General features: G+C 35.5%; 23 protein-coding genes and 2 tRNA genes. 10 read left to right on the forward strand and 15 right to left on the reverse strand.

Annotation, left to right across the window (positions count from 1 at the left end; all coding sequences use genetic code 11):
* Positions 1 to 14: 14 nt before the first annotated feature.
* The 4 genes from DI487_RS05020 to DI487_RS05035 form a co-directional block, all read right to left on the reverse strand.
* Positions 15 to 1436, reverse strand: coding sequence for a LytTR family transcriptional regulator (locus tag DI487_RS05020; protein ID WP_109568690.1), 1422 nt, complete (start codon positions 1434 to 1436; stop codon positions 15 to 17).
* A complete protein-coding gene (locus DI487_RS05025) occupies positions 1436 to 1897 on the reverse strand; it encodes a hypothetical protein (RefSeq protein ID WP_109568691.1) in 462 nt (153 codons plus the stop codon). The genes DI487_RS05020 and DI487_RS05025 overlap by 1 nt, the downstream gene beginning before the upstream one ends.
* Positions 1898 to 1982: 85 nt before the next feature.
* Entirely contained in the window at positions 1983 to 3695 is a 1713-nt protein-coding gene (locus DI487_RS05030) for a DUF4403 family protein (RefSeq protein ID WP_109568692.1), read from the reverse strand.
* A 51-nt stretch (positions 3696 to 3746) separates the two neighbouring features.
* Positions 3747 to 5147 carry a hypothetical protein gene (locus DI487_RS05035; protein ID WP_109568693.1) on the reverse strand — a complete coding sequence of 467 codons (1401 nt, stop codon included), beginning with the start codon at positions 5145 to 5147 and terminating at the stop codon, positions 3747 to 3749.
* A 236-nt stretch (positions 5148 to 5383) separates the two neighbouring features.
* Between DI487_RS05035 and DI487_RS05040 the strand changes: the two genes are divergently transcribed.
* The 5 genes from DI487_RS05040 (at position 5384) to rpsU (ending at position 8957) form a co-directional block, all read left to right on the forward strand.
* On the forward strand, positions 5384 to 7162 hold the full coding sequence (locus tag DI487_RS05040; protein ID WP_109568694.1) for a 1-deoxy-D-xylulose-5-phosphate synthase: 1779 nt from the start codon (positions 5384 to 5386) through the stop codon (positions 7160 to 7162).
* Positions 7159 to 8103, forward strand: a complete 945-nt coding sequence (locus tag DI487_RS05045) for a DUF3078 domain-containing protein (RefSeq protein WP_109568695.1) — start codon at positions 7159 to 7161, stop codon at positions 8101 to 8103. The genes DI487_RS05040 and DI487_RS05045 overlap by 4 nt, the downstream gene beginning before the upstream one ends.
* Positions 8104 to 8181: 78 nt before the next feature.
* Positions 8182 to 8266 (forward strand) — tRNA-Leu (locus tag DI487_RS05050).
* Between the two features lie 289 nt (positions 8267 to 8555).
* Positions 8556 to 8747 carry a hypothetical protein gene (locus DI487_RS05055; protein ID WP_109570611.1) on the forward strand — a complete coding sequence of 64 codons (192 nt, stop codon included), beginning with the start codon at positions 8556 to 8558 and terminating at the stop codon, positions 8745 to 8747.
* A 15-nt stretch (positions 8748 to 8762) separates the two neighbouring features.
* Entirely contained in the window at positions 8763 to 8957 is a 195-nt protein-coding gene (rpsU, locus tag DI487_RS05060) for a 30S ribosomal protein S21 (RefSeq protein WP_109568696.1), read from the forward strand.
* Between the two features lie 57 nt (positions 8958 to 9014).
* Here rpsU and DI487_RS05065 read toward each other — a convergent pair whose 3' ends face one another.
* The 3 genes from DI487_RS05065 to lepA all read right to left on the reverse strand — a co-directional run bounded on the left by DI487_RS05065 (position 9015) and on the right by lepA (position 15238).
* A complete protein-coding gene (locus DI487_RS05065; protein ID WP_109568697.1) occupies positions 9015 to 10223 on the reverse strand; it encodes a T9SS type B sorting domain-containing protein in 1209 nt (402 codons plus the stop codon).
* A gap of 35 nt (positions 10224 to 10258) precedes the next feature.
* On the reverse strand, positions 10259 to 13297 hold the full coding sequence (locus DI487_RS05070; protein WP_109568698.1) for a choice-of-anchor L domain-containing protein: 3039 nt from the start codon (positions 13295 to 13297) through the stop codon (positions 10259 to 10261).
* A gap of 144 nt (positions 13298 to 13441) precedes the next feature.
* Positions 13442 to 15238 carry a translation elongation factor 4 gene (gene lepA / locus DI487_RS05075; RefSeq protein ID WP_109570612.1) on the reverse strand — a complete coding sequence of 599 codons (1797 nt, stop codon included), beginning with the start codon at positions 15236 to 15238 and terminating at the stop codon, positions 13442 to 13444.
* Positions 15239 to 15368: 130 nt separating this feature from the next.
* Here lepA and dusB point away from each other — a divergent pair, with 130 nt between their 5' ends.
* The gene (gene dusB, locus DI487_RS05080; RefSeq protein ID WP_109568699.1) at positions 15369 to 16367 is read left to right on the forward strand and encodes a tRNA dihydrouridine synthase DusB; all 999 of its coding nucleotides are present in this window, start codon (positions 15369 to 15371) and stop codon (positions 16365 to 16367) included.
* A 36-nt stretch (positions 16368 to 16403) separates the two neighbouring features.
* On the opposite strand, the gene DI487_RS05085 is transcribed toward dusB, so the two are convergent.
* The 5 genes from DI487_RS05085 to mvaD form a co-directional block, all read right to left on the reverse strand.
* Entirely contained in the window at positions 16404 to 17276 is an 873-nt protein-coding gene (locus DI487_RS05085) for a pseudouridine synthase (protein ID WP_109568700.1), read from the reverse strand.
* A gap of 25 nt (positions 17277 to 17301) precedes the next feature.
* On the reverse strand, positions 17302 to 18222 hold the full coding sequence (locus tag DI487_RS05090; protein ID WP_109568701.1) for a geranylgeranylglycerol-phosphate geranylgeranyltransferase: 921 nt from the start codon (positions 18220 to 18222) through the stop codon (positions 17302 to 17304).
* Positions 18223 to 18291: 69 nt separating this feature from the next.
* Complete coding sequence (locus DI487_RS05095; protein WP_109568702.1) at positions 18292 to 19233, reverse strand: mevalonate kinase family protein; 942 nt, start codon at positions 19231 to 19233, stop codon at positions 18292 to 18294.
* Between the two features lie 103 nt (positions 19234 to 19336).
* On the reverse strand, positions 19337 to 19420 hold the full coding sequence (locus DI487_RS16260) for a four helix bundle protein (RefSeq protein ID WP_245896563.1): 84 nt from the start codon (positions 19418 to 19420) through the stop codon (positions 19337 to 19339).
* 168 nt (positions 19421 to 19588) lie between these two features.
* Positions 19589 to 20701, reverse strand: coding sequence for a diphosphomevalonate decarboxylase (gene mvaD / locus DI487_RS05105; RefSeq protein ID WP_109570613.1), 1113 nt, complete (start codon positions 20699 to 20701; stop codon positions 19589 to 19591).
* Positions 20702 to 20770: 69 nt separating this feature from the next.
* Between mvaD and DI487_RS05110 the strand changes: the two genes are divergently transcribed.
* The gene (locus DI487_RS05110; RefSeq protein ID WP_109568703.1) at positions 20771 to 21247 is read left to right on the forward strand and encodes a TspO/MBR family protein; all 477 of its coding nucleotides are present in this window, start codon (positions 20771 to 20773) and stop codon (positions 21245 to 21247) included.
* Here DI487_RS05110 and DI487_RS05115 read toward each other — a convergent pair.
* The gene (locus DI487_RS05115) at positions 21225 to 22457 is read right to left on the reverse strand and encodes a BaiN/RdsA family NAD(P)/FAD-dependent oxidoreductase (protein WP_109568704.1); all 1233 of its coding nucleotides are present in this window, start codon (positions 22455 to 22457) and stop codon (positions 21225 to 21227) included. The two genes, DI487_RS05110 and DI487_RS05115, sit on opposite strands and share 23 nt — an antisense overlap.
* Positions 22454 to 23134 carry a glycerophosphodiester phosphodiesterase gene (locus tag DI487_RS05120; RefSeq protein WP_109568705.1) on the reverse strand — a complete coding sequence of 227 codons (681 nt, stop codon included), beginning with the start codon at positions 23132 to 23134 and terminating at the stop codon, positions 22454 to 22456. Before DI487_RS05120 ends, DI487_RS05115 begins: the two co-directional genes overlap by 4 nt.
* A gap of 66 nt (positions 23135 to 23200) precedes the next feature.
* On the opposite strand from DI487_RS05120, the gene DI487_RS05125 reads away from it, so the two are divergent.
* Positions 23201 to 23647 carry a hypothetical protein gene (locus DI487_RS05125; protein ID WP_109568706.1) on the forward strand — a complete coding sequence of 149 codons (447 nt, stop codon included), beginning with the start codon at positions 23201 to 23203 and terminating at the stop codon, positions 23645 to 23647.
* A gap of 46 nt (positions 23648 to 23693) precedes the next feature.
* On the opposite strand, the gene DI487_RS05130 is transcribed toward DI487_RS05125, so the two are convergent.
* Positions 23694 to 23766, reverse strand: a tRNA-Phe gene (locus DI487_RS05130).
* Between the two features lie 121 nt (positions 23767 to 23887).
* Between DI487_RS05130 and DI487_RS05135 the strand changes: the two genes are divergently transcribed.
* Together DI487_RS05135 and DI487_RS05140 are read left to right on the forward strand one after the other, a co-directional pair.
* Complete coding sequence (locus DI487_RS05135) at positions 23888 to 24622, forward strand: type III pantothenate kinase (RefSeq protein WP_109568707.1); 735 nt, start codon at positions 23888 to 23890, stop codon at positions 24620 to 24622.
* Positions 24615 to 25868 carry a hypothetical protein gene (locus tag DI487_RS05140; protein ID WP_109568708.1) on the forward strand — a complete coding sequence of 418 codons (1254 nt, stop codon included), beginning with the start codon at positions 24615 to 24617 and terminating at the stop codon, positions 25866 to 25868. Before DI487_RS05135 ends, DI487_RS05140 begins: the two co-directional genes overlap by 8 nt.
* Positions 25869 to 25891 lie beyond the last annotated feature (23 nt).

Raw genomic sequence — 25891 nt, forward strand, 5'->3', positions numbered from 1 at the left:
TTCTTATTATGATTTTACAGTTTGAAATTTCTGGAAAAAGGAATTTCTGTTTTGTCGGTCATCACTACTGAAGTTTTATTCATTTGACCGATAAAGTTTTTATTAATGATATAGGAACGATGGCATTTTACAAAATTTGGCGGTAACTGCTGAATGATCTCTGACAATTTCCCTCTTACAAATTGATTCTTACCTGTTGTAACGAGTTGCAGGTAGTGGTCTTCTGATTTTATATAGATCAATTCGTTCAAATATACTTTTGCTTTATTCTTAAGTGTAATATGGTCTTCTATGACCAATTGTTTTACTTTTTCAAGTTCCTCGACAGTAGTTGTATGCCGATGTTCTATAGCTGTTTTTTCCTGAAGTATCTTTCTTTTTTTAGCATCTACTTTTTTCCAACGGAGGAAGGAATAAAATGCTAATAAGAATACCAAGAACAGTAAGATACTATAGACCACTCTATTTTTATTGAACTTTGTCTCTAACGAGCTTAATTCTCTTTGCTTTTCTTTGAGTTGGAATTTTGAATCGATCTCATAGAAATTGCTGTTTTTTCTAAAATCATCTAATAGGGAATCTAATTTTGTAAAGATGAGGTCGCTCTTACGGAATAAGGCGCTATCTCCTAATACAGAATAGATTTCTTTTCGCTTAAAATACAACAAGCGATACGATTTCACTTTGTATTTCGGTATGGGCAATGCTTCCGCTTTGTCTAAATATTCCAATGCTTCTGAATATCTAGATTGATCTACATCGTTTACCGCTAAATTCAGGTAATTGTAAAATTGATTTTGTATGTCTGCTGTTTTACGGGACAAATAGAGCGATTTTTGAAAAATAGCTGTCGCTTCTTTGTAATTCTGCTGTTGATTTTTTAAATAGCCGTAAGCCAAAAGTGTTTTTGCCTGAAAGTTTTCTTGCTTTTGGTAATATTCCGTTTGGAATATTTTTTCAAATTCTTTTTCCGCTTCCGGAAATTGAAGGCTATCAACCAGATGGTCTTTGGCTAATTCCAGATAGTAATAGGATCTCCACTTATCGCTTTTATCTTCCTGAGAAAGTGAATATAGTTGATTCAGAAAAAAACGCCGGTCTTTATGATAATAATTTTTAGAAGATTCTACATAATGAATATCGTACAGCAATTGTTTGTACTCTTCCTCACTGATCGTTTTATCGGTCTGTTCTTTTTCGTAAGCTTTATAATAATTAGCATAAGCCGAGTCTTCTATATTTATATCTCTGTATAACTCGGCTATTTTCAGTAATTGTTGAGTTGTTACCGAAGAAGCAGTTGTAAACTGCTTCTTTAAGGCAACAATTTTTTGTATCTCATTTTTATAAAAGTAATTGTATGAAACAGAGTCTTTGTCTATTTGTGAAAACAGAAAAGAATGAAAAAAAAAGATAAGGAATATATAGTTCTTCATTAATTACAATTGTCTGCAATTCCTACAACACCTCCGTTCCCTCCCTGACGCGGAATTAACTCATTACAAAAATTCATTTTAAAAGGACCTACAGGAATTTTACTATCATCAAGTTTAACTTCAATAAAAAGAGTTTTAAAACAGTCCAAAACACTACTTAATTCTCCGACATTATCATTCCAATAAAAAACTCTCAGCTTTTTACCCTCGCAATTAACGGTTTTAGGTATGTTAACTGATATGGTTTTTGAGAAAATTTCGCTTCCATCAGACAGAACGGTACCACTGATATCATTAAAATGAAATACTACTGCATAATCGTATTCATTTTGCACACTGCCAGGTAATGCAATCAGCTCGTGAGCTATAAATCCATATCGAACACTAATATTATGTAATGAAAGTGCTACTTCAACCGTTGTTTCACTTGTTCTTTTTGCGTTAATCTTTGTTGTCCACATTTTCTTATTCTTTTAAAAATTGTTCTAAAATAATTGTTTTTTGCAATAAATTATAACTTATTCCTACAAAACATCGATTTATTGATTATTCTTTTAAAAACACATCAAACGTCGAATTTAATTCTGTAATAATCCCTATATCATCTTTCCCTAATACAATATCATATACTCCTACATCTAAACTATTAACCACAAATCCGATCTTATCATGTTGGTAAGCATTTGCTTTTTCAAGCAGCTTTTTTTTAAGATCTTCGATAGGTTCTGAAAGATCTCTTGTTGTTTGTTTCTTAACTTCTCTTATAATGAGAGGTTTGAATAATGAAGATATGACCGGATAAAATTTGTTATCCACATCCATGCTAAAATCCAGATTTTTTAATTCGAATTTTTTATTATCCGTCATTGTCGGTTTTCCTATTAAATAGACCCAACCGGAAACCGGAAATAAATTTCCAGGGAGTTTAGCTTTTAATTTCACCCCTACTACTACCTCATCACCGTTAGGATATATATCTATTTTTTTCAGTTTGATATGAGCTTTCTTTTTGAGAATCAATTCAGGTTGTAGTTCTACTTTCTTCTCCTTTAAATATTTATTTGCCGTACCTGATATATCTTCATATTTAAGAATAAACGATAAAAATGATTTTACTTCACTTGGAACTTCTACTTGTTCTTCCAGTAAAGGCAAAGTTGCTGTTGTATTTATAATATTGTCATCAATAGTTATATTCCCTCTTACTCCCACAAACAGAGCTATTGAGTCTTTATAGACCTTCAAGCTTGACAATGCTGCTCCGGTCGGGTTAATATTCAGTTGATATTGCTTATCATTTACTAAGGTTGGTAATGAAAAGTTATAATGTTTCCATCTCTCTTGAATGGTATTTCTAAAAAGATCACAATCGATTTTGTTATAAATGATTTCATCCACATCTTCTTCAATCTTTTTTATGTATTTGTCTGCAACATTTGTTAATGAAATATAAACATTGTCTATTATTTCCAACTGAGGATTACTTATCCAAGAATGAGTTACATCTGCCTCTACTTTAGGGCACCATTCGGGAGTCATAAAAACTCTTGTATTGATATAAAAATTAATTTCTCCGTCGAAATTCTTCTTGTCTAAATCTAATCCGGCCGGTATTTTTCCTTTAAGTCCTGCTTTCCCTTTAAATGCAATCGGAACAGACACTTTAATTGTATTATTATCAAAATATGAAAGCTTCACTTTATCTTTCAGACGTAAGGCATATTGGTACTGATAGCCCACAGCTACTTCCGGACCTTTAGTTTCAATCCATTCATTAGGATGGTACAACGGATTTTTTGTTTTTATCCATTCATTAGGGTCATAAGCCGGATTCTCTATTTCAATCCATTTATTGGGATGGTATAGTGGATTTTTTGTCTTTATTGGACCGACTTTTATCCATTTTCTGGGATCATATAAAGGATCTTTTGTTTTTATCCATTTATTAGGATTGTACAAAGGGTTTTTTGTCGTTATAACTTCACTAGGATCATATAAAGGGTCCTTCGTTTTTATCCAGGATTTGTATTGAAAGGTTCCTTCTCCCTGATCGTTATATCCATTTTTAAAAGCCTCATTTATCTGATCCTCTAAGGTAGATAAATCTGCTTTTAAACCGACTATAAGCTTACTTTCGTAAGAAGGCATTTCAATGGCATCGTGTAACCGATCCGGTTTTTTTGTTATCTCTTTATAACTTTTACAGCTTATTAAGACTGTAGCCAATAACAATGTTAAGATGTATTTATTTTTATTCATACTTTTATCAGATTACTAATTTACTCTTAGACTTTCTTAACCAGATTCACATTAATCTTCCGATTTGAAAATATTAAATGTCACTCCTACAAAAAATGCAGGCTTATAGACACTATCATAACGTATTTCTGTATCTGCACTATTTGTGAATACATACGAACCACTTTCATTAACATGAGTTAGATTAACCGTATTTAACTGATCGATTTTCACAAAGGATAATCCTGCCGTAAACACTAAGCGGTTTTTCTCAAGAAATAAGGCAGAAAGACCACCATAAAAACCTATATTCGTGTCTTCTGAAACACTGGCTCCGAAAGAAAACCCGAATTGCGGCAATGACATATTGGAATGATTCCAATAAACATTCATTAAAACCCCTAATGCCTGAGTTATTTTATCTGCCTTCGATTTCTTGATCTCTTTATCTCCATCGTTATTTGTAAACGAACTATAATTCTCATTTCCATCAAAACTCAACAAATATCCTGTACTAAAATCTACCTTTATATTTCCATTTGTTCGTAATGTATAAGAGTTGAAAGTATGCTTCACTTTACCGTCTGCCGATTTTAGTTCAGGAGTAATGGCTATAATATCATTAGTTACTTGTTGTGCATCAGTTGTATAAACAAAATCTTCTTCCTTTATCCGATAATACAGATCTATTCCGGCAAAAGCTTTATTCGCGATACTATCAGATTTATATTCAACAGCTTCACCTATCTTTTTAGCATACTCAAATTCTTTTTCAAACCTCTTAGCATCTGCATATTTTATAACACCATCGGTTATCTTAATCTTTTCCTTCTCTTTTGAGGTCAGATTTCCAGAAAAGGAAAATGTTCCGGATTTTACATCTTTATTCAAGTCTGCATATAGTTGAGTTAATTTAGAATAGGTTTCTACTAATTCTTTTATTCTATCCCTAACATTTCTCTTAGCACTTGAAGCATCAGAACCACTGTAGATCAATTCATAATCATTCGCTGCATTTTCCCGAACTAAATCAACATTCTTAATAAAGACCGAATCTCCTAAATGCATTTGCAGTCTGTTTTCCAGATTCTGATAGTAAAGCAGATCTCTATATTTTTCCATAAAGGATTTATAAACTGTGGTGAAATCTATTGTATCATCAAAATAAATCTCTTTATTCACTCCCTCACTTATTACACTATCTGTTTCCTTTTCTTTAGCAGATTCAAGTAAGCTAATGACCGATTCAGGTATTTCATAAGTAATATCAGATCCTTTAGCGATAGTATAACCTTTCACTTTAAAAACATTAACATTATATATCTTAGTTTTTATATAATCTCCTTTTTTTATTCTTTGCGGAATACAATCTTTTCCAAAAGGATGGATTTCTAATTCCTTAGTTTCTATACTTTGTGCCTTACTGATACTGGCACAAAACAGTAAAATCATGAATAGTAATCTTGTTTTCATCGTTCATTGTAGTTAAAAAAACACCTACTCTATCAGCTTTTCGGCATCCGCTATTTTTTATCAAAATTCCCATGAATAAAGGGCTTACGCAAAAAAATGTCGTGAAATGCAAGAAATACAACGCGAGAAGAGTATTGAGAACAAAAAGCTTTCCCTGATTTTTAATTCCGAATTAAAAAACAACCGTTAAAGCACTGATTTTATCCTGTAGAAATAGTATTTTTGCATTTTAAAACATGGATTACACACTACTAAATAGCATCCAGGATCCGAATCAGGTAAGAAATCTCAATTCAAATCAGTTGCTTCAGCTTGCAGATGAATTAAGATCTTTTATTATTGATATTGTATCACAAAAAGGAGGACATTTGGGAGCCAGTTTAGGTGTAGTAGAATTGACCATTGCTTTACATTATGTGTTTAACACACCTGAAGATCTACTGGTCTGGGATGTAGGGCATCAGGCTTACGGGCACAAGATCTTAACCGGGAGAAGAGCTGAGTTTCATACTAACCGAGAACTCAACGGGATTTCCGGTTTTCCGAAAAGAAGCGAAAGCGAATATGACGCCTTCGGAGTCGGACATTCTTCGACCTCTATTTCAGCAGCCCTCGGAATGGCTTTGGCTTCCCAATTAAACAATGACTTTGAAAAACAACATATTGCAGTTATAGGTGATGCCTCTATTGCCAGCGGAATGGCTTTTGAAGGTTTGAATCATGCCGGTGTTACCGATGCTAATCTTTTAGTGATCCTAAATGACAATGCTATTGGAATTGACCCTAGTGTAGGAGCCTTGAAAAATTATCTGACTCAGGTCAAAGAAGGGAAAAATCCGAGACAAAACAATATGATCAAATCGCTCAATTTTGATTATACCGGACCTATTGACGGACACAATCTTCCGCTTCTGATTAAAGAATTGAATCGATTAAAAAAGATTAAAGGACCTAAATTCCTTCATGTTATAACTACTAAAGGAAAAGGCCTACAATTAGCAGAGGAAAATCAGGTAAAATATCATGCTCCGGGAAAATTTGAACCTAAAACAGGTAAAATCATTCCTCAGGACGAGTCTAATTTACCGCCTAAATTTCAGGATGTTTTCGGTTTAACTTTAGTTGAGTTAGCCAAAACTAATAAAAAAATAATCGGGATAACTCCTGCCATGCCTACCGGAAGTTCCATGAAATTTATGATGGAAGCTTTCCCGGAACGCGCTTTTGATGTAGGTATTGCCGAACAACATGCGGTAACGCTTGCTGCCGGAATGGTTACTCAAGGTATGGTTGTATTTTGCAACATCTATTCTACTTTTTTACAACGTGCTTACGATCAGGTGATCCATGACGTAGCTTTGCAAAACCTGCCCGTAATCTTTTGTTTGGATCGCGCAGGGTTAGTAGGTGAAGACGGAGCTACCCATCACGGAGTTTTTGACATCGCTTATTTAAGTTGCATCCCTAACCTTATTATTGCAGCTCCTTTACATGAAATAGAGCTTCGCAATATGATGTATACCGCCCAAAAAAGCTTGGAACACCCTATTGCTATTCGCTATCCCAGAGGTCGTGGTAAACTATTGGACTGGCAACAAGAATTTAAGGAAATTGAGATCGGTAAAGCCGTTTCTTTGCGAAAAGGGAACAAAATAGCTATTCTTTCAACCGGAACAATTGGCACTGATGCTTCTCAAGCAATTGACCAATGTGTTAACCCGGAAGATGTTGCTCATTATCATTTCCCTTTTGTAAAACCTTTGGACGAAAGGCTGTTAAAAGAAATTTTTGAAAACTACACAAATATCATAACAATAGAAGATGGTACAATTATTGGCGGTTTCGGAAGCTTGATCGATCAATGGAGTAGAAAAAATCATTTAAAAAACAATATATACAATTTAGGAGTGCCTGATGCGTTTATAGAACATGGTAAAGTGTCAGAGCTCCGGAAAATCTGTAACCTAGATACTAAAAACATTATTAACCTATTAAACACCCTTATTACAACATGAAAAAGACCTTTTTTATGGGTTTTTTAGCTCTTTTTATTCAACAAAGTTTTTCACAAATAGTTGTCACTAAATTACCCGACTCAACAACCTACTGGACTAAAACAAATAAAATTGGTTTAGACATTTCCCAAATTACTTTTGTTAATTGGAATGCCGGTGGAAATAATTCAGTTTCCGGATTAGTAAAAGGACAAGCTCTCCGAAAATATGAAAAAAAGAATTTTTCATGGAATAATGAGCTAATTCTCCGTTACGGTATCAACAAACAGGAAGGACAGGAATTACGGAAAACAGACGACCAGATTCAAATTAATTCAACGGCTGGTTTTAGAAAAGACAGTACCTCTAATTGGTTTTACGGAGGAAAGTTCACTTTTAATACACAGTTTGCCAACGGTTACAACTATCCGAATACAGATGAACCTATCTCGAAATTTTTTGCTCCCGCATACGTTTTCTTAGGTATTGGTTCGGAATATGTTAGAAAAGATATTCATTTAAATTTATACTTATCGCCTTTAACCCAAAAAACCACTTTGGTTCTGGACAGAAGGCTAGCAGACCAAGGAGCATTTGGTGTTGATGCTGCGGTTTATGACGAAGTAACCGGTGAATTGATCAGACACGGGAGAAAGAGCAGAACGGAAATCGGTATTTTAGTAACGAATCAATGGCAAAAAGAAGTTTACAAAAACATCAATCTGGAACATCGGTTGAGTTTATATACTGATTATATCAATAAGTTCGGCAACATTGATGTAGACTGGCAATTACAACTCGACATGACTGTAAACCAATATGTTAAAGCCAACATCGGCTCACATCTTATTTACGATGACGACATCAAAGCGAAGGAAGAAGTTAACGGCGAACAGATTACGGTAGGTCCTAAAGTTCAGTTAAAGCAAATCTTAGGTGTTGGGGTTACCTATACATTTTAAAACTACTTAAAAAATATTTTCAAAACTATTTGTTTATATAGTACAATTAGCTATATTTGCACCCACATTTAAACACACGCGGGTGTGGTGAAATTGGTAGACACGCCAGACTTAGGATCTGGTGCCGCAAGGTGTGTAGGTTCGAGTCCTATCACCCGCACCAATACAGAAAACCTGAACAATTGTTCAGGTTTTTTTGTTTCTGCCTTAGTCAATTGCATCCTTAAAGATAATTTCGTATCTTTGCATCGCTTATGATTTTAAAAACCAGAGAAATAAAAAATCTAAGGATATATTCTTTTAAGTACTTAGTTTTCAGAGTACAATCAAATAAATTTATTCCTCCTCAATTATACTTTAGCGTCTAAAGATTCTAAGTATCAAGTATTTGTATTCAGATTTCATTTAGCAAAATGAAGACTTCATACATTATTTTCTCTAAAATTAAAAAAATGGCTTTTTTGTACATAAAACGATTTACTAAAACAGAAAATCGTTTTAACCCCAAAATGGGTAGGTTAATAGCCAATGTTACCTATATTAAGAAATACGTTGCAGGCATACCTATTACAACTCTTCACAAATACAGAAATACGTATTACGGAGAAGTTAAAACCTGTAAAGAATGCGATATAAACAAATAAATAAACCCAATTAATATGTTAAAAATAGAAATAAAACAAGGCGAAAGCATTGAGAAAGCCTTAAAAAAACTAAAACGAAAATTCAGAGACACAAAAGTAAAAGAGGAATTACGCGAAAGACAACATTATACTAAAAAGTCTGTCGGAAGAAGAAAAGAAATTCAAAAAGCTAAATACAAAGAAGAGTTTCTGAGAGCCCAATACAACTAAAGCTCATTGTACAACATAAGATTAATCTTTTATTTTAATCTTATGTTGTTACTTTTTTTATCTTTTTAAAGCAAAGTGTGCTTTAAATTTTTTCTGTTCGCCTTTATACAGATAATCAACCGTAAACCAATAATCTGTTGAAGGCAATGCTTTACCATTTAACATTCCATCCCAACCATTTCCGGAAGGCGATATTTGTTTCAAAAACTCGCCGTAACGATCAAAAATAGAGATTATCGCATCTGGATATTCATCTCGTAAATCCCAGATATTCCATGTATCATTGTAGGTATCTCCGTTAGGAGTAAAGAATTTCGGGTATTTAATCACCGTAAAGGGCAATGTAAAGTCACCACAATATCCAAGAACATCTCTCACAACAATTACGTGTTCGCCGGAACTCAGATCAAAAAATTCATTTCCGGACTGAAATTCCTCTTCATCTAAACTATAGATATATGTTCCGAAACCATTTTCAATAGTAACTACAGCATTAGCTACATCTTCAAAAGGAGAAGTTACCGCGACAGATGCAATAGCCGGACTCGATTGAACAACAGCGACATCTACCGGAGCATAATTACAATCAGGCGGCACTTCCGGTGTTAATTTGACGGGCACTGCTGTATAAATCCCTTCCTCCACAGCTACATAAGTTAAGCCTGTGCCTACCAGTTCCTCATTCAAATACCATTCAACATTAAAGTCACTTGAATCCAAGCCTGCCTCTAAAACAAAACTTTGAAAAGTTTGATTGGTTTCCGGATCCACACAAATTATTCCTTCTTCAACGTCAAAGAGCAATCTGGGATAAACCGTAAATTGAAAATATTCTTCATCATAACATTTTATCATAGTATCTGTAGACTCATCGTAAGCAGATATTTCTGCATAGACCCATACTTCAAAAGTTTGGGGTTGCGATCCCGGATCAACGCTAAACTCATAATTTTGCGGATTTAAAATATCCGTTGGATCTCCACCCGATTGTGTGTAGTAATTCACCGTAAAATTCCCTGAAGGCAAAACCGGCAACGTAAATTCTCCACAATAATTTTGATTATCATAAGACGAATAATCAGGTAATACAGGTGTTTCCAAAACGGTCACAATAAATGATCTTTCTTCAGTACAATATGCTAAATGATTATCCGTATTTATTCCATAAACATATACTGTTTGAGGTGTATTATTCGGCGTAAAAACATAATTACTAAAATCAATTTCATCAGCCAGATCTCCGCCGGAACTAAAATAATATTTCACATAATTTACAGATTCCGGATTAGGTGTCGGGTTAATTAAAGGGGTAACATATAACTATCACAACGAGCAACATCGGGATAATCCGGTAAATTAAGCCCTTTAAAAAGTATCTGGAATTCCTTATCTATCGTACAACCCGTAACCGGATCTTCATAATAGAGATAAAATGTTTCGGTCGACGTAAAAATAGTATTGGGATCAACTATCTGACCGGATCCGTTTGGACCGCCTTGTTCCGTATAATACGTTCCGAGTTGAGGCTGAGAAAGACTATAAGGCATACATTCATTTCTATTGATCGCCTGGTCCAATCCCGGGAAAGGACGAACAACTATAGTAAAGGCATGCTCATTGGTACACGTTATCAACGAGCCATCCGGTAAGATATAACTTGCCTCATTGTAAACATAATAAGTACCAGGAGGATACGTCCCTCCTATCTCTATCTTAGCAGGTAACACTACTTCTTGTTGCCCCGCTACCGTTGGCCCACCTGATAGCCTATAGTAAGTCCCATTTGTTAATGACGGAAAAATATACTCTCCACAATAATTTCCGTTAGGTACCTGATCGACAGCCGGAGCATCGTAAATAGTAATATTGTAATTTAAGTTTTCCGTACAATTCGGAGACAAGGTTGTCTCTGCATAATAATACACTACTTGAGACGAAGTCAAAGGAACATTCGGGTCAATTGAACTCCCTTGACCTCCCGGCTGATTAAAGTATCCTCCAAAATCTATATCCGGCAACATAAAGCTACCACAAGTATGTATATCGGTAAACTGAGAAGTATCCACAATGTTCACCTGAAACATGTTTTCAAGTGAACAAAACCCCTGACTCCCGTCTGAATTAATATGATTTAATTGATTGTATACATATATTGCTTGACTTGCCGTTATAACATCTCCCGCAAAAAGTGCTGTTCCGTTTCCGCCCGACTGCGTAAAATAATTTCCATTTGATAAACTTGGCAGAACATAGCTATCACAATACGTTACATCATCCGGTTCATCTACTAAAGGCATCGGGTGTATGTAAATATCAAATTGATCATCACGACACAGAACACCATTAACCTCAGCATAATAATAAATCGATTGTACAATAGTCGAAGAAGAAGAGTTAGAATAAACCGTCCCTGAGGGAATTAGTGTCCCTGTACCGTTAGGACCTCCAAAATCAGTATAGAAACCTCCTATTCCCTGAAGAGGAACAGGCACTACAAAACGACCGCAATTATTGATCCGAGGCCCGTATTCGTCAATAAAAGTAACCTGAAAACTAGTCTGATTTGTACAACCGTTTGCATCCGGTCCTGCGAAAATATAATAAGTCCCGCTATCCTCAATATAAGATCCCGGACCACCCTGACCTAAATTCAATCCTGAGCCGTTTGGCAACGAGAAATAGGTTCCGTTAGTGATCACAGGTAAGATAGTATTACTACATTCAACAATATCTGAAATCGAATCAACCAGAGGTAAAGGATGAATCATTATTTCAACATTTGTTATATCAAAACAAGAAGAATTATTTGCATAAGCTATACGAATCCAGTAAACGATTGTTGAAGTTCCCGCCGGAATTGCAACTACGTTATTTATACTGTTCTCACCATTAAAGGCATCAGATTCAGAATTATAATATGTAATAACAAAGTTTCCGGTCTGACCATTTACAACATCTGGATCATGTAGTGACAAATCATAAGATATACTAGTTCCAGGTTCATCGCAAATATATCCGACAATCTCTGTTCCTGCCACTACAGGAGGATCTATCACAAGATCAAATGAATAAAGAGCGTCGCAAAAATTCCCCGTTTGTATATTGAAAATTCGCACATAAATAGTTTGTCCGGAACTTTGAAAAGCGGTCAATTCACTTTGAGGAATGGGATTATCTGCTGTTACATCTGCCATTGAAGCATAATAGAATAAATCATATTTTATATTGTCTATTCCTAAATAGTTTTCATCATTTAATGTAAGATCAAATGAGTACGTGGTCGCTCCACTGTCGCAAGTAAAAAGATTCTGTGGAACTGTAACCGACAACGGATGAAATGTTATACTCTCTTCTATATGGCACCCTCCTTTATCTATGATTAGCTCATAAATACCGGGTTCGGTAACCGTGTAAGCTGATCCGGTTTCATCAGGAATTACCCCTCCGTCTTGCAGCCATTGAAAAGTATAAGTACTGTCTAACCCTGTATCCAGTAAAAACTGATCTCCTGAGCAAATGATCTGATCAGGACCTAAATCAAAATCTGTTGTAAAACTCCCGGCACCGATAAATACCGCTGAATCGTAATTACTACTCAAATAATCGGCTACAACCATTTTTAATCGGTACGGATGATTAGGTATAATTGCAGAAGAAGCAGAAAGCACAACAGTATATCCTCTCATATTGATTGTCGATGCACCCGGATCATCTACATTATAAACAGCAAACAATCCCGGATTTGTTGAGCTACAAGTAGTATTATAAATCGAATTTTTAATCGTTTTAACAGAAACCGGAGTAGTTGTATTAGGTACTACCGCCAGATTCGTGATTGAATTCGTTACCAAATCTATTAATTCAAAAGCAAAAATATCATTAGACAGGCATTGGTAATCCCCATATTCATTAGAAGCAAAAAGAAAATTAAAGTTAAAAGAATTAGCTACCGAAACAAAATCAAACTGTAAATAAGCTAAATCTGTAATTGACTCGGTAGTCCCGCTACTTAAATCACTTAAACCTTGCAGAAAGGCATCACTGCCACCGTTTAATGTAGTTGACCCTAAATTAGCTCCGGTATAGTTTCCCTGAGTATCTGAAACATTACCGCTACGTATTACAATTCCCTCCTGAATAGGAAATGCCGACCCATTATTTGTAAAATAAGCCACTGACTGATTAGAAGAAAATGTAGCATTCGCAAATTCAACACAGGAAGTATTAAGCAACAGACTTACCAGATCATCAGCCGTGTAACTTGAATCATCGATTGTAACTACTTGCGAAAACGATACAACATTTACTAACAGCACTATTTTTAAAAATAGTCTTTTCATATTTATCGCTTTTTGGGAAGGGGAAGCGGTAAATAGCAGTAATAATCAGTATAAAGATACTAAAAAATATTACATTAAATATAAATAAAAAATGGTTAAAGAACATTTCCTTAACCATTTATATCTTTTTACTATAAAAAACTATTAGTCGTTCAGTTTCAATACCGCCATAAATGCTGATTGCGGAATCTCTACATTACCTACCTGACGCATACGTTTTTTACCTTGTTTTTGTTTTTCCAATAATTTTCGTTTACGTGAAATATCTCCTCCATAACACTTAGCTGTAACGTCTTTTCTCAAAGCTTTGATCGTTTCTCGCGAAATGATCTTAGCTCCTACGGCAGCCTGAATCGGAATGTCAAACTGTTGGCGAGGAATCAACTCTTTTAACTTTTCACACATCTTTTTACCGATAGTATACGCATTATCTTCGTGAATCAAAGCTGATAATGCATCCACAGATTGTCCGTTCAATAAAACATCCAGACGTACTAATTTTGATGTACGCATACCTATCGGGTGGTAATCAAATGAAGCATATCCTTTAGAAACCGTTTTTAACCTGTCATAAAAATCGAATACAATTTCTGCCAACGGCATATCAAAATTCAATTCTACTCGTTCAGGAGTTAAATAGGTCTGATTCGTTATTTGTCCACGTTTTTCAATACACAAACTCATTACCTGTCCGACAAAATCTGCCTTTGTGATAATGGTAGCCTTAATATAAGGCTCTTCCACTCTGTCTAACTTTGAAGGTTCGGGTAAATCCGACGGATTATTAACGATAAAGGCTGTTTCCGGCTCTTTTTTAGTATAGGCTAAATACGACACGTTGGGAACTGTTGTGATCACCGTCATATCGAATTCACGCTCTAAACGCTCCTGAATGATCTCTAAGTGTAGCATCCCTAAGAATCCACAACGAAAACCAAATCCCAAAGCAGCCGAACTCTCTGCTGCAAACACCAATGATGCATCATTCAACTGAAGTTTCTCCATTGAAGTTCGCAAATCTTCAAAATCTTCTGTATCTACAGGATAAATCCCTGCGAAAACCATAGGTTTCACATTCTCAAAACCTGTAATCATATTTGTCGTCGGATTTTTAGCATCTGTAATTGTATCCCCGACTTTTACTTCTTTTGCCTCTTTAATCCCTGAAACCAAATACCCGACATCGCCGCTAGAAATTTTGTTTTTCGGCACTTGGTTCAATTTCAGGGTACCTACTTCATCTGCAAAATATTCTTTTCCGGTAGCCATGAACTTAATTCTTTGCCCCTTTGTGATCTCTCCGTTGATAACACGGAAAATTACTTCGATCCCTCTAAAAGGATTATAATGAGAATCGAAGATCAAAGCTTGTAAAGGTTCGTTAGGATCTCCTTTAGGAGCAGGAACTTTTTCAACAATTGCCTCTAAGATCTTATCCACCCCGAAACCGGTTTTACCTGATGCGTGAATAATATCTTCCAGATCACAACCTAACAGGTCAATGATATCATCACTCACCTCTTCAGGATTTGCACTGGGTAAATCAACCTTATTCAAAACCGGAATAATCTCCAGATCATTTTCTAAGGCCAAATACAAATTAGAGATCGTTTGTGCCTGAATACTTTGTGCTGCATCTACGATCAACAAAGCGCCTTCACAAGCCGCAATAGATCGCGATACTTCATACGAAAAGTCAACGTGACCCGGAGTGTCAATTAAATTTAAAATATATTTTTCTCCTTTATATTCATATTCCATTTGGATGGCGTGACTCTTAATTGTAATACCTCGTTCACGTTCCAAATCCATGTTATCTAATAACTGAGCCTTTTCCTCACGTGCAGTTACGGTTTGTGTTGCCGCCAAAAGCCTGTCAGCCAGCGTACTCTTACCGTGATCAATGTGCGCAATAATACAAAAGTTTCTAATATTCTTCATCTTCAAATCTGTCGTTTTCCCTAAATACAACGGGGATTTAATCCGCAAATATAAACCAAAGTTTTCATTAAAAAACAGTCTGTGAAGTTAATAACATATAAAAGTTGTATTTTTGCCAAAAATTTACGCTATGCCCAAGATCGGCAATATACAATTACCTGATTTCCCGCTTCTGTTGGCTCCAATGGAGGATGTAAGTGACCCGCCATTCAGACGTTTGTGTAAAATGCACGGCGCTGATCTGATGTACTCAGAATTCATATCTTCTGAGGGGTTGATTCGTGACGCTATTAAAAGTCGGCAAAAACTGGACATTTTTGATTACGAACGTCCGGTTGGTATTCAAATTTTCGGCGGTGATGAAGAAGCTATGGCCATGAGTGCCAAAATCGTAGAAACTGTCCAACCCGATTTAGTTGACATCAATTTTGGCTGTCCTGTAAAAAAAGTCGTTTCTAAAGGTGCCGGAGCAGGAGTTTTAAAAGATGTCGATTTAATGGTTCGCCTGACACAAGCTGTTATTAAAAGTACTAGCTTACCCGTTACCGTAAAAACCCGTTTAGGCTGGGATGAAGAATCTATCAACATCGATGAAGTAGCCGAACGTTTACAAGATATCGGCGTACAGGCTTTAACGATCCACGCAAGAACAAGATCTCAAATGTATAAAGGCCATTCTGACTGGACGCATATTGCCCGCATTAAAGATAACCCCAGAATTACCATGCCGATTTTCGGTAACGGTGATATCGATCAGCCTGAAAAAGCTTTGGAATACAAAAACAAATTCGGCGTTGACGGTATTATGATCGGTCGTGCAGCCATAGGTTACCCATGGATATTTAACGAAATCAAACATTTCTTTGAAACAGGCGAACACTTGGCAGCCCCAACAATGAAAGATCGTATTGAAGCGGCTAAAAATCACTTGATCTGGTCTATGGAATGGAAGGGAGAACGTTTAGGGATTGTGGAAATGCGCAGACACTATACGAATTATTTTAAAGGCATTCACGGTTTTAAAGCATACCGTCAAAAATTAGTCACTACTGACGGTGCTGAAGATGTTTTAAAAGTTTTTGACGAAATCGCTGATGCTTACCATGATTACATTATAACAGAGCAATAAATAAAAAAGCCAAACTGAAGTTTGGCTTTTTTATTATTAGCTATTTTTTAGATTAATGATCTCCTGATCGGTTAAAAATCTCCAGTTTCCACGGGGTAAATTCTTTTTAGTTAACCCGGCAAACATTACCCGATCTAATTTGATCACATTATATTTTAATTGTTCAAAGATCTTACGAACAATCTTGATATTAGCGGTTTTCATTTTCACACCGATCTCGCTTTTAGGCTCATTGTCAATATATGTGATCTCTTCTACAAAAACTTTGTGCCCGTCAATGGTTATTCCTCCTTGTATCTTTTCTAAATCTTCAAATTTCAGATTTCTGTCTAAACTTACCTGATACAACTTAGTAGAACGCTGATTAGGACTTGTAAACTTTTTAATCAGGTCAGTATCATTTGTAAACAACAACAACCCTGTTGTGGTTTTATCCATTCTACCTACCGGTTGCAGTTTAGCTCTACTTGCATTTCGTACTAAATCCAAAACACTGGGTGCATTCTTCTCTTCATCGTGCGATGTGGAGAAATTCTTCGGCTTGTTTAATAGTACATATTCTTTCTTTTCCGGGGTAATTGTGGCACCGTCAAACTGAACAGTATCGCCCGGCTTAACTTTATAGCCCATTTCAGTTACAACCTCTCCGTTAACTTTTACGTTTCCGCTTTGAATATAAATATCTGCTTCTCTTCGGCTACACATACCGGAATTCGCTATGTAGCGATTCAAACGGATTTCATCCGGATTAGCGGCTACTGGTTTTGATTTTGGCTTAGCCTCCTGTTTAAAGAACTTAGGCTGACCACTTGCAAATTTGTCATTCCCTCTCGAACTTCGTTCCTTTCTAAACCCTCCTTGTCTTCCTGAACCAGGATTCTTTCTATCATTCCCTTGATGACGTGACATAAACTATTTTTTTTGCAAAGATATATTAATAAATGGAAAGTATTTTTTTTCCGTGAACTAAAACACTCGGTTTTATCAAAACGATACAAAAAACACCACTTAAAATAATGATTTTTAATAAGAAATGTAATTTAACATACATTTCCTTCTTATTAACTTTCCATAGTTGGATCAAGAAAAGGATAAGCAAAAAATAACTGATGTAAAAATAGATTTCCATATAACCTACATTATATATTTCCGTTAAAAAATAAACAGGAATAATGGAAAAAACTGTCAGGAATGTAATAATCGTTTTAGCCGTTCTTTCTCCGAATCGCACAGGGATTGTTTGGTAATTGTTGGCTAAATCGCCTTCAATATTTTCCAAATCTTTAACTAATTCACGAATTAAAATCAATAAAAACAAGAAAGTAGCATGCGCAAAAATAACATGATAAAAATTCTTAAAATACATTAACACTCCAAAGAAAGGTAATACCGCTAAAAGCACAGCCGTTAAATTACCAATCATGGGATAACGCTTTAATTTATGCGAATAAAACCAGATGAGAAAAATATAAGCCGAAAAGAAAAAAACGGCTCGCCATGAAATAAAACTCATTAATATAACGACAATAAAATTAACCGTAAAGTACACTTTTAACTTAGTACTTTGGCTAACCAACCGATCAATCATTACTTTCTTAGGACGATTGATCAGGTCTTTTTTAGCATCGTAAAAATTATTGATGATATAACCTGAAGCTATACTTAAAGAAGAAGCTAATACAATTAAGAACAACTTCCAGTCAAGTAAAATATGTAAAGCACTTTCTTCCGGAGCTAAAATAAAGATAGACGAAAGATATTGTGCCAGCGCAACAACCCAAATATTGTACCCCCTAACAACTGAGAAAAAGCTGAAGATCTTGGTCAGTAATAATTTGAATTTTCTGGAAAACATTCTCAATTTATCAGGTTAATTTAAAAGATTTTGAACTCTTAAAGGAATCTATAAAAATCGAATTTACACCTAAAAATTGTATACTACTTCTAATTTATAATCTTTTAACGCTTCTTTAGCTTTTTCCAGATCCTGAGTGAATCCCAGAATATAGCCACCACCACCGGATCCACACAATTTCAGATAGTAATCATTGGTGTCAATTCCTTTTTGCCAAACCTGATGAAACTGTTCCGGAATCATCGGTTTAAAATGATTTAAAACTACTCCGGAAAGTTTTTTGGTATTTTCAAACAATGCTTTCACATCGCCATGCAAGAAGTTTTCCACACAAGCATCTGTATACTTAATGAATTGCGATTTTAACATGTTTCGGAACCCCTGATCTTTTAAGTTCTCCATAAAGATATTCACCATAGGTGCCGTTTCTCCTACGATTCCGGAATCAATCAAAAAAACAGCTCCTTTGCCGTTAGTCAATTGGCTTGGAATCCCTGTAGGTTCAATATTATCTTTTGAATTGATCAGAATAGGCAAACTTAAATAGCTGTTCAACGGATCCAATCCGGAACTCTTACCATGGAAGAAAGATTCCATTTGCGAAAAAACAGTTTTCAACTGTAATAATTTATCACGTGTTAAATTTTCCAGAACCGTGATCTTATCATTCGCATATTTATCATAAATTGCTGCTACCAATGCTCCACTACTCCCCACACCATAACCTTGCGGAATACTTGAATCAAAATACATCCCATCAGCCACATCTTTATTCAGGTCTTCTAAATTGAAGGTAACCAAATCCGATTGATCTTGCTGTAATCCGGCTAAATAGTTTGCAAAGCCTTTCAAACTTTCATTAGACTTTTTCATCTCTGAAGACGGATTATTGTCTGCTTTTTTCAAAGCGCCTTTGTAGAAATTATAAGGAATAGAGAGCCCCTTTGAATCCTGGATAATTCCATACTCACCAAAAAGTAAAATCTTCGAGTAAAATAATGGTCCTTTCATAGTCTAATTCACAATTAATAATGAATAATTGATAATTATTTTTTTGATGTATTTATGATGCTGGTCAGCAACTTTAATATCTCAAAATTTTATTTTTAACACTTTAAAACTCTTCAACAGAAATATATTTAGTTTCAAACAACAAATCTAACCAATATTCTGTTTCATTCGCTTCTTTTAAGGCAATGACATCTTATGTATAAATCTGCTCTACTTTGTGCGTGTTCAGCCTCTCTGACATTTGCCCCAATGTCGTTCCGGAACGCAAAAGTTATTTTGACTAAACAAATTTTTATTCTCTGCTAAATTCTTATAAAGATAAACTATTTCTTTTGCAAATTCAAACGTTTTATCCTTAATAACATTCTTCTTTTCCATTGTCCATTATTAACTGACTTCCGTTTCCAATTTGATCGCAAATGTACTGCCCATTTTGACAATATACAACTAATTCATTCTGAATAAATTGTAAAACTTTTTCTTTTACACTTTCCGGATACAACACATGTACGTTAGCACCGGCGTCAAGCGTAAAACAAACCGGCACCTGTGTTTCGTTTCTGAATCTCCAGATTTTATTGATGATTTCCAGTGTATTAGGTTTCATCAAAATAAAATACGGCATAGAAGTCATCATCATGGCGTGTAAAGTCAGGGCTTCGCTTTCAACCAATTCTACAAATCTTTCCAAATCTCCTTGAGAAAGAATTTGTTTTATTGCCGTTAAATTGTATTGCGCCTGGTCAAAACGTTGGCTAGCGTACGGATGATTGTGCATTAAATTATGCCCAACGGTACTCGACACTTGTTTTTCACCTTTATCTACCAATAAAATAGTGTCTTGATAATTCTTGAAGTTTTCATGAACCTCCGAAAATTCAACTCCAAACAAATCGGAGCTTTCTGTCGTGTCCTGATGTTTTCCCCAAATCACTACTTTTCCATGCACACTTCTGCAAGCACTGCCGCTTCCTAAACGCGCTAAAAAAGAAGCTTTTTGATTAAAATAGTCTTTCGAAATTTCAGGTTTCAGCATTTTTTCCAAACTCATAATATTCACAGCCAATGCCGCCATACCAGATGCTGATGATGCTATTCCGGAACTATGAGGAAATGTATTTTGGGTATCAATCTCTAAATGATAGGATTTCAAATACGGACAATAACCTTCTATTCGTTCCAGAAACTTTTGAATTTTCGGTTTAAAATCTTCTTTCGGTTTTCCTTCAAAAAGCAAATCAAAAGAAAAATCATCGGACGGATTTTGTTTTGCACTAACGTTTAGAGACGTAATCGTTTTACAATTACTCAAGGTAAAACTAATGGATGGATTTGCCGGAATCTGATCTCCGGTTTCTTTTTTCCCCCAATATTTTACCAATGCAATATTACTTGGCGCACTCCAAGAAAATGTCGCTTTTTCAACACTTCCACAGTTGGTTGCTACAAAATCCTGATTTGAAAACATATTGTTTTTTTGCTGCAAAAATACCACTTTTGGCTGTTTATTCGTTACTTTGCCAAACAAATTAAAAACATGAATTCTTATTTACGTATTATCTATGTAGTTGCTATTTGTTTAGCCGTTGGTTACTTATCATCTCTTGTGACACAAAGTTCTGTTGAAACCTGGTACCCCACTTTAGAAAAACCGTTCTTCAATCCGCCTAACTGGCTTTTTGCCCCGGTCTGGACACTACTGTATATTTTAATGGGAATTGCAGGCGGCATGATCTGGACCGCTTATGAAAGCAATCCTGAAAAAGTAAAAAAAGCCATGTTATTTTTTACCGTTCAGTTATTACTTAATGCCTTGTGGAGCTATTTGTTTTTCGGGCTCAACAATATTCTTATTGCACTTATTGAAATTATTTTACTGGCTCTGATTATTTACGAAACGATACATTTGTTCAAAGAAATCAAACCCAAAGCAGCCTGGCTTTTAATTCCGTATTTAGCATGGGTTCTTTTTGCCACTGTTTTAACAGCCTCTATTTTTTGGCTGAATCGCTGAAAGCTATGGCTTGGGCCGCAATAAATCCGCCTGTCCAAGCATTTTGGAAATTAAAACCTCCGGTAATAGCATCAATATTCAGTACTTCACCAGCCAAATAAAGATTGGACAGAACTTTGCTTTCCATCGTTTTAAAATTGATCTCTTTTAGATCGACGCCACCGGCAGTTACAAATTCTTCCTTAAAAGTACTTTTGCCGTTAACCTGAAAAACAGCATTGGTCAATTGGTTTACCAAAGCGATCATTTGCTTCTTATTCACATCAGCCCATTTGGTTTCGGGTTGAATCGCTGAGGCTTTCAAGATACTTTCCCACAATCGCTTCGGAAAATCAAAAGGACAGAATTTATCGATATTCCTTTTGGCATTTTCCAATTTCAACTTATTCAATTGCTCCAGAGTTTCTTCAAAATTCTGATCTTTTACCCAATTAACCTGTATCTTGAACTGATACTCTTTATCGGCTAATTCACGAGCGCCCCAAGCCGACAAACGTAAAATAGCCGGTCCGCTCATTCCCCAGTGCGTAATCAGCAACGGACCGGAAGCTTTTAATTTACTTCCCTGTATTTTTACACTGGCTTCAGCCGAAACCCCCATTAAATTTTTAATGCGTTCGTCCTTACTATTAAAGGTAAAAAGTGAAGGAACCGGAGCAACAACAGTATGCCCTAATTCGCTTAACATTTCCCAAATTTTCGGATTACTTCCGGAAGCAATGACAATATCTTTTACTAAAAAAGTTTCTTTAGTGGTTTCCACTTTCCAAAAATCTTCCGTTTTATATAACGACTGAACACTTTGTTGGGTTAAAACATTTATTCCCGACTGATGCGCTGCTTTTAAAAAACAATCTACTATTGTTTGTGAAGAATCCGTATCAGGAAACATACGCCCGTCTTCTTCAATTTTTAAATTGACACCGTGTTTTTCAAACCATTCTATGGTATCGCCCGAACAAAATTGATGGAAAGGCCCTCTTAATTCTTTTTCCCCTCTAGGGTAAAACTTCACCAACTCATTAGGCACAAAACAAGCGTGTGTTACATTGCAACGTCCGCCACCCGAAATTTTTACTTTCGACAACACCTCTTTTCCTCTTTCCAAAATAGCTACCCTTAAGGCAGGGTTTTGCTCTGCAATATTAATTGCCGTAAAAAAACCGGCAGCTCCTCCTCCTATTATTGCTACGTCGTAATTTGAATTCATATTCTATCCGGAAAATCGGTTATTATTCCATCTATCGGGAATCGTTTTATGTGCTCAATATCTTCAAAATTATTGACTGTCCATGTATTGATCTTAAAGCCCATTTCTTTCGCTTTATCACAACTCTCTTTAGTCAATAACGAAAAATGTGGGTGAATTGCCGAGGCTTTGAATTCGACAGCCAATTCTATTGCCTGATCTATGCTCGCCTGAGTCAGCACTGCAACAGGGATTTCAGAATTGAATTGAGAAAATGTTTTTAATTCGGAATATTGAAAGCTGGAAATGACGAAATCGCCGGTTTCCCAGTTTTTATCTGAAATATATTTTTCTAAAATCTTAAAAACAGGAACTGCTGTATGTTCTCCTTTTAACTCGATATTAATCCAGCATTTTCTATTGACCAGATGCAGCACTTCTTCTAAGGTCGGAATATAAAATGTATCTTTTATTTTGATCTTTTTTAATTCCTCCAGACTGAAATCGGAAATAGCCCCGATGGTATCGGTCAATCTATCTAAAGTAAAATCATGAAAAACAACCACTTCTCCGGAAGCACAGACATGAACATCTATTTCAATAGCATCAACGTTTAAATCTAATGCTCTTTGAATAGATTCAAGTGTATTTTCGGTTATATGTCCCGAAGCTCCCCGGTGTCCAATTATATAAAACATTCCGACAAAGATATAATAGTTTCGGTTTTTGTTCGTTTAATTTTGCAAAGAATAAAATCGGAAAACATGAAAAAGACATTAATTCTATTGACACTCGCTTTATTTTTGGTTCGTTGCACCAGTACAAGTTCTTTCAATTACCGGGATGATTTTAAATCATTAAACAAAAAAGAAACAGAAGCTTTTTTAAAAAGCAAATCTGCAACGGGTAGTAACAAATCGGTCATCATCTTAACACAAGGTTTTAAAGGTGAACAGGTCATTGCCACACAAAACGGGAAAACCATTTACAAACAATATCCCATTAGTAATTTAAAAACAAAATATGCGGACAGTTTTAGTTTTAGCAATACGAGCAATTTAATTATTGAAGATAACTTTTTGAAAAAACAGGTTACAATCCCTGTTAAAGAAGCTAAAGAATATAAGTTTGTCTACGTAATGATCGAAGGAAGCGGAACTAGCGCGAAGTATAAGATCACTTTTAGCCATAAACTAAGACCTTTGGAATGAGTCTTATATCAAATAAAAAAGCCAGACATTGTCTGGCTTTTTTAAGTGGTACCTCCAGGAATCGAACCAGGGACACACGGATTTTCAGTCCGTTGCTCTACCAACTGAGCTAAGGTACCTTAACAATTAAAGCATTACTGCTTGTTGATTGCGGGTGCAAATATAGAACCAATTTTATATTTTCCAAAACAAATTTCAAAAAAAATCAATTCGTATATTTGCAAACATAAATAACCCGATATGCTTTTAACACTTGATGCCGGAAATACGCTCATCAAATGCGCTGTTTTTGAGAACGATAGAATGTTAGAAAAATTTACTTTCGCTTTTTCCGATGCTGAAAAAAAAATTCAAAAAATTTTTTCTCAGTATCCTGAAATAACCCATTCTATCTATTCTTCGGTAATAATCGGGGATTCGCAACTAGTAGAAACACTCAAAAAGTATTCACAGCTATTTCAAATCGATCACCGATTTTCATTCCCTTTTCAAAATCTATATACAACTCAGACCACTCTCGGCATTGACCGGATGGTTTTATCAGCCGGTGCCAGTTTACTCTACCCGAATGAAAATAAATTAATCATCGGAACCGGAACCTGTATCACATACGATTTTGTCAATTCAAAGAATGAATATTTAGGAGGTGCCATTTCTCCCGGAATTCAGATGCGATACAAAAGCTTAAACAATTATACTTCAAAACTTCCGTTATTAGAAAAAGAAATTCCGGAAGACTTTATTGGTAACAGCACGAACAACGCTATTCACTCAGGAGTTATGAACGGAATTATCTATGAAATTGAGGGGTTCATTTCCCAATATTTTCTTAAATATAAAGATTTAACAATTATTTTAACAGGTGGCGACACAGATTTTTTGGCTAAAAGCTTAAAAAGCACCATATTTGCCAATTCAAATTTTCTTCTGGAAAGTTTGAATCTAATTTTTACACATTGTACAAATAATGATTAAAAAGATAATTCTATCAGCAGGTTTGCTATTCGGCTTACATTCTTTTGCACAGGAAGGGACTTCTTCTCCTTACTCTTATTTCGGTTTAGGTAAAGATCGTTTCAGAGGCACTCAGGATCAAAGAGCCATGGGGGGTTTAGCTATTGAAGGAGACAGTACGGCTTTAAACCTTGTTAATCCTGCTTCTTACTCCCACTTAAGATTAACTGCTTTTGCCGTGGGCGGAACTACAAATTTCACCACGTTAAAGAACGAAAGCAACAGTGAAAATGCAAAACGAACAACTATTGATTATTTAGCAGTGGGTATCCCAATGGGGAAATTCGGTGCTGCAATAGGTCTTATGCCTTATTCATCTGTAGGGTATAAATTCCAAAATATCGCAACAGACGTTAACGGCATTGAAAACACTAAAAAATTTACGGGAGACGGAAATATCAACCGTTTTTTCGGTGGTGCTTCCTATACTATCAACAAGAACTTCAGCGTAGGAGCCCAATTAGAATATAATTTCGGAACTATAGAAAACGAACTTATCGAATCGCATAGTGGCTTACAATTGAGTTCCAGAGAAAGAAACACGGCTCAAATAAAAGGAATGACCTATAACATAGGTTTACTTTATAAGAAAAAATTAACTAATGGCTTAAACGTTCACGGTAGCTTTACACTTAGTCCGGAAACAAAATTAAATGTTGCTAATACCCGAAATATTGCCACAACTGTTTATTCACAAAGTTCAGGTGCTGAATATGTAAATGACAGTGAAGACATTGACGTTCCTGACTATAAAATTACTGTTCCGACAAAATACAGTTTCGGAGCCGGAGTAGGCAAACAAAACCGCTGGTTGGTCGGAGCGCAAGTAACCTTACAAAACAACAGCAAGCTGATCAACTTGTCAAGTGCAAACACTAACGGCGAGTTTGAAAATGCGCAAACTTATACCGTAGGAGGTTATTACATTCCTAAATTTGACTCTTTCTCAAGCTACTTTAGCCGAGTGGTTTACAGAGCCGGTTTTCGTTATAACAAGACCGGACTTATCTTAAACGGGCAGAGCATAAATGATTATGGCATGAATTTTGGTCTTGGTTTACCGCTGGGAGCTTCCAAAATAGATGTAGGCTTTGAATTAGGAAAAACAGGAACAACAAATTCAGGACTGGTTCAGGAGAACTATTTTAACATCAGCATAGGATTCTCTATAGCAGACAAATGGTTTAGAAAAACTTTAATCGACTAATATTACGTAAAGAAAATTAATGA

This window comes from Flavobacterium sediminis (genome assembly GCF_003148385.1).
In the GTDB taxonomy this organism is placed as follows: domain Bacteria; phylum Bacteroidota; class Bacteroidia; order Flavobacteriales; family Flavobacteriaceae; genus Flavobacterium; species Flavobacterium sediminis.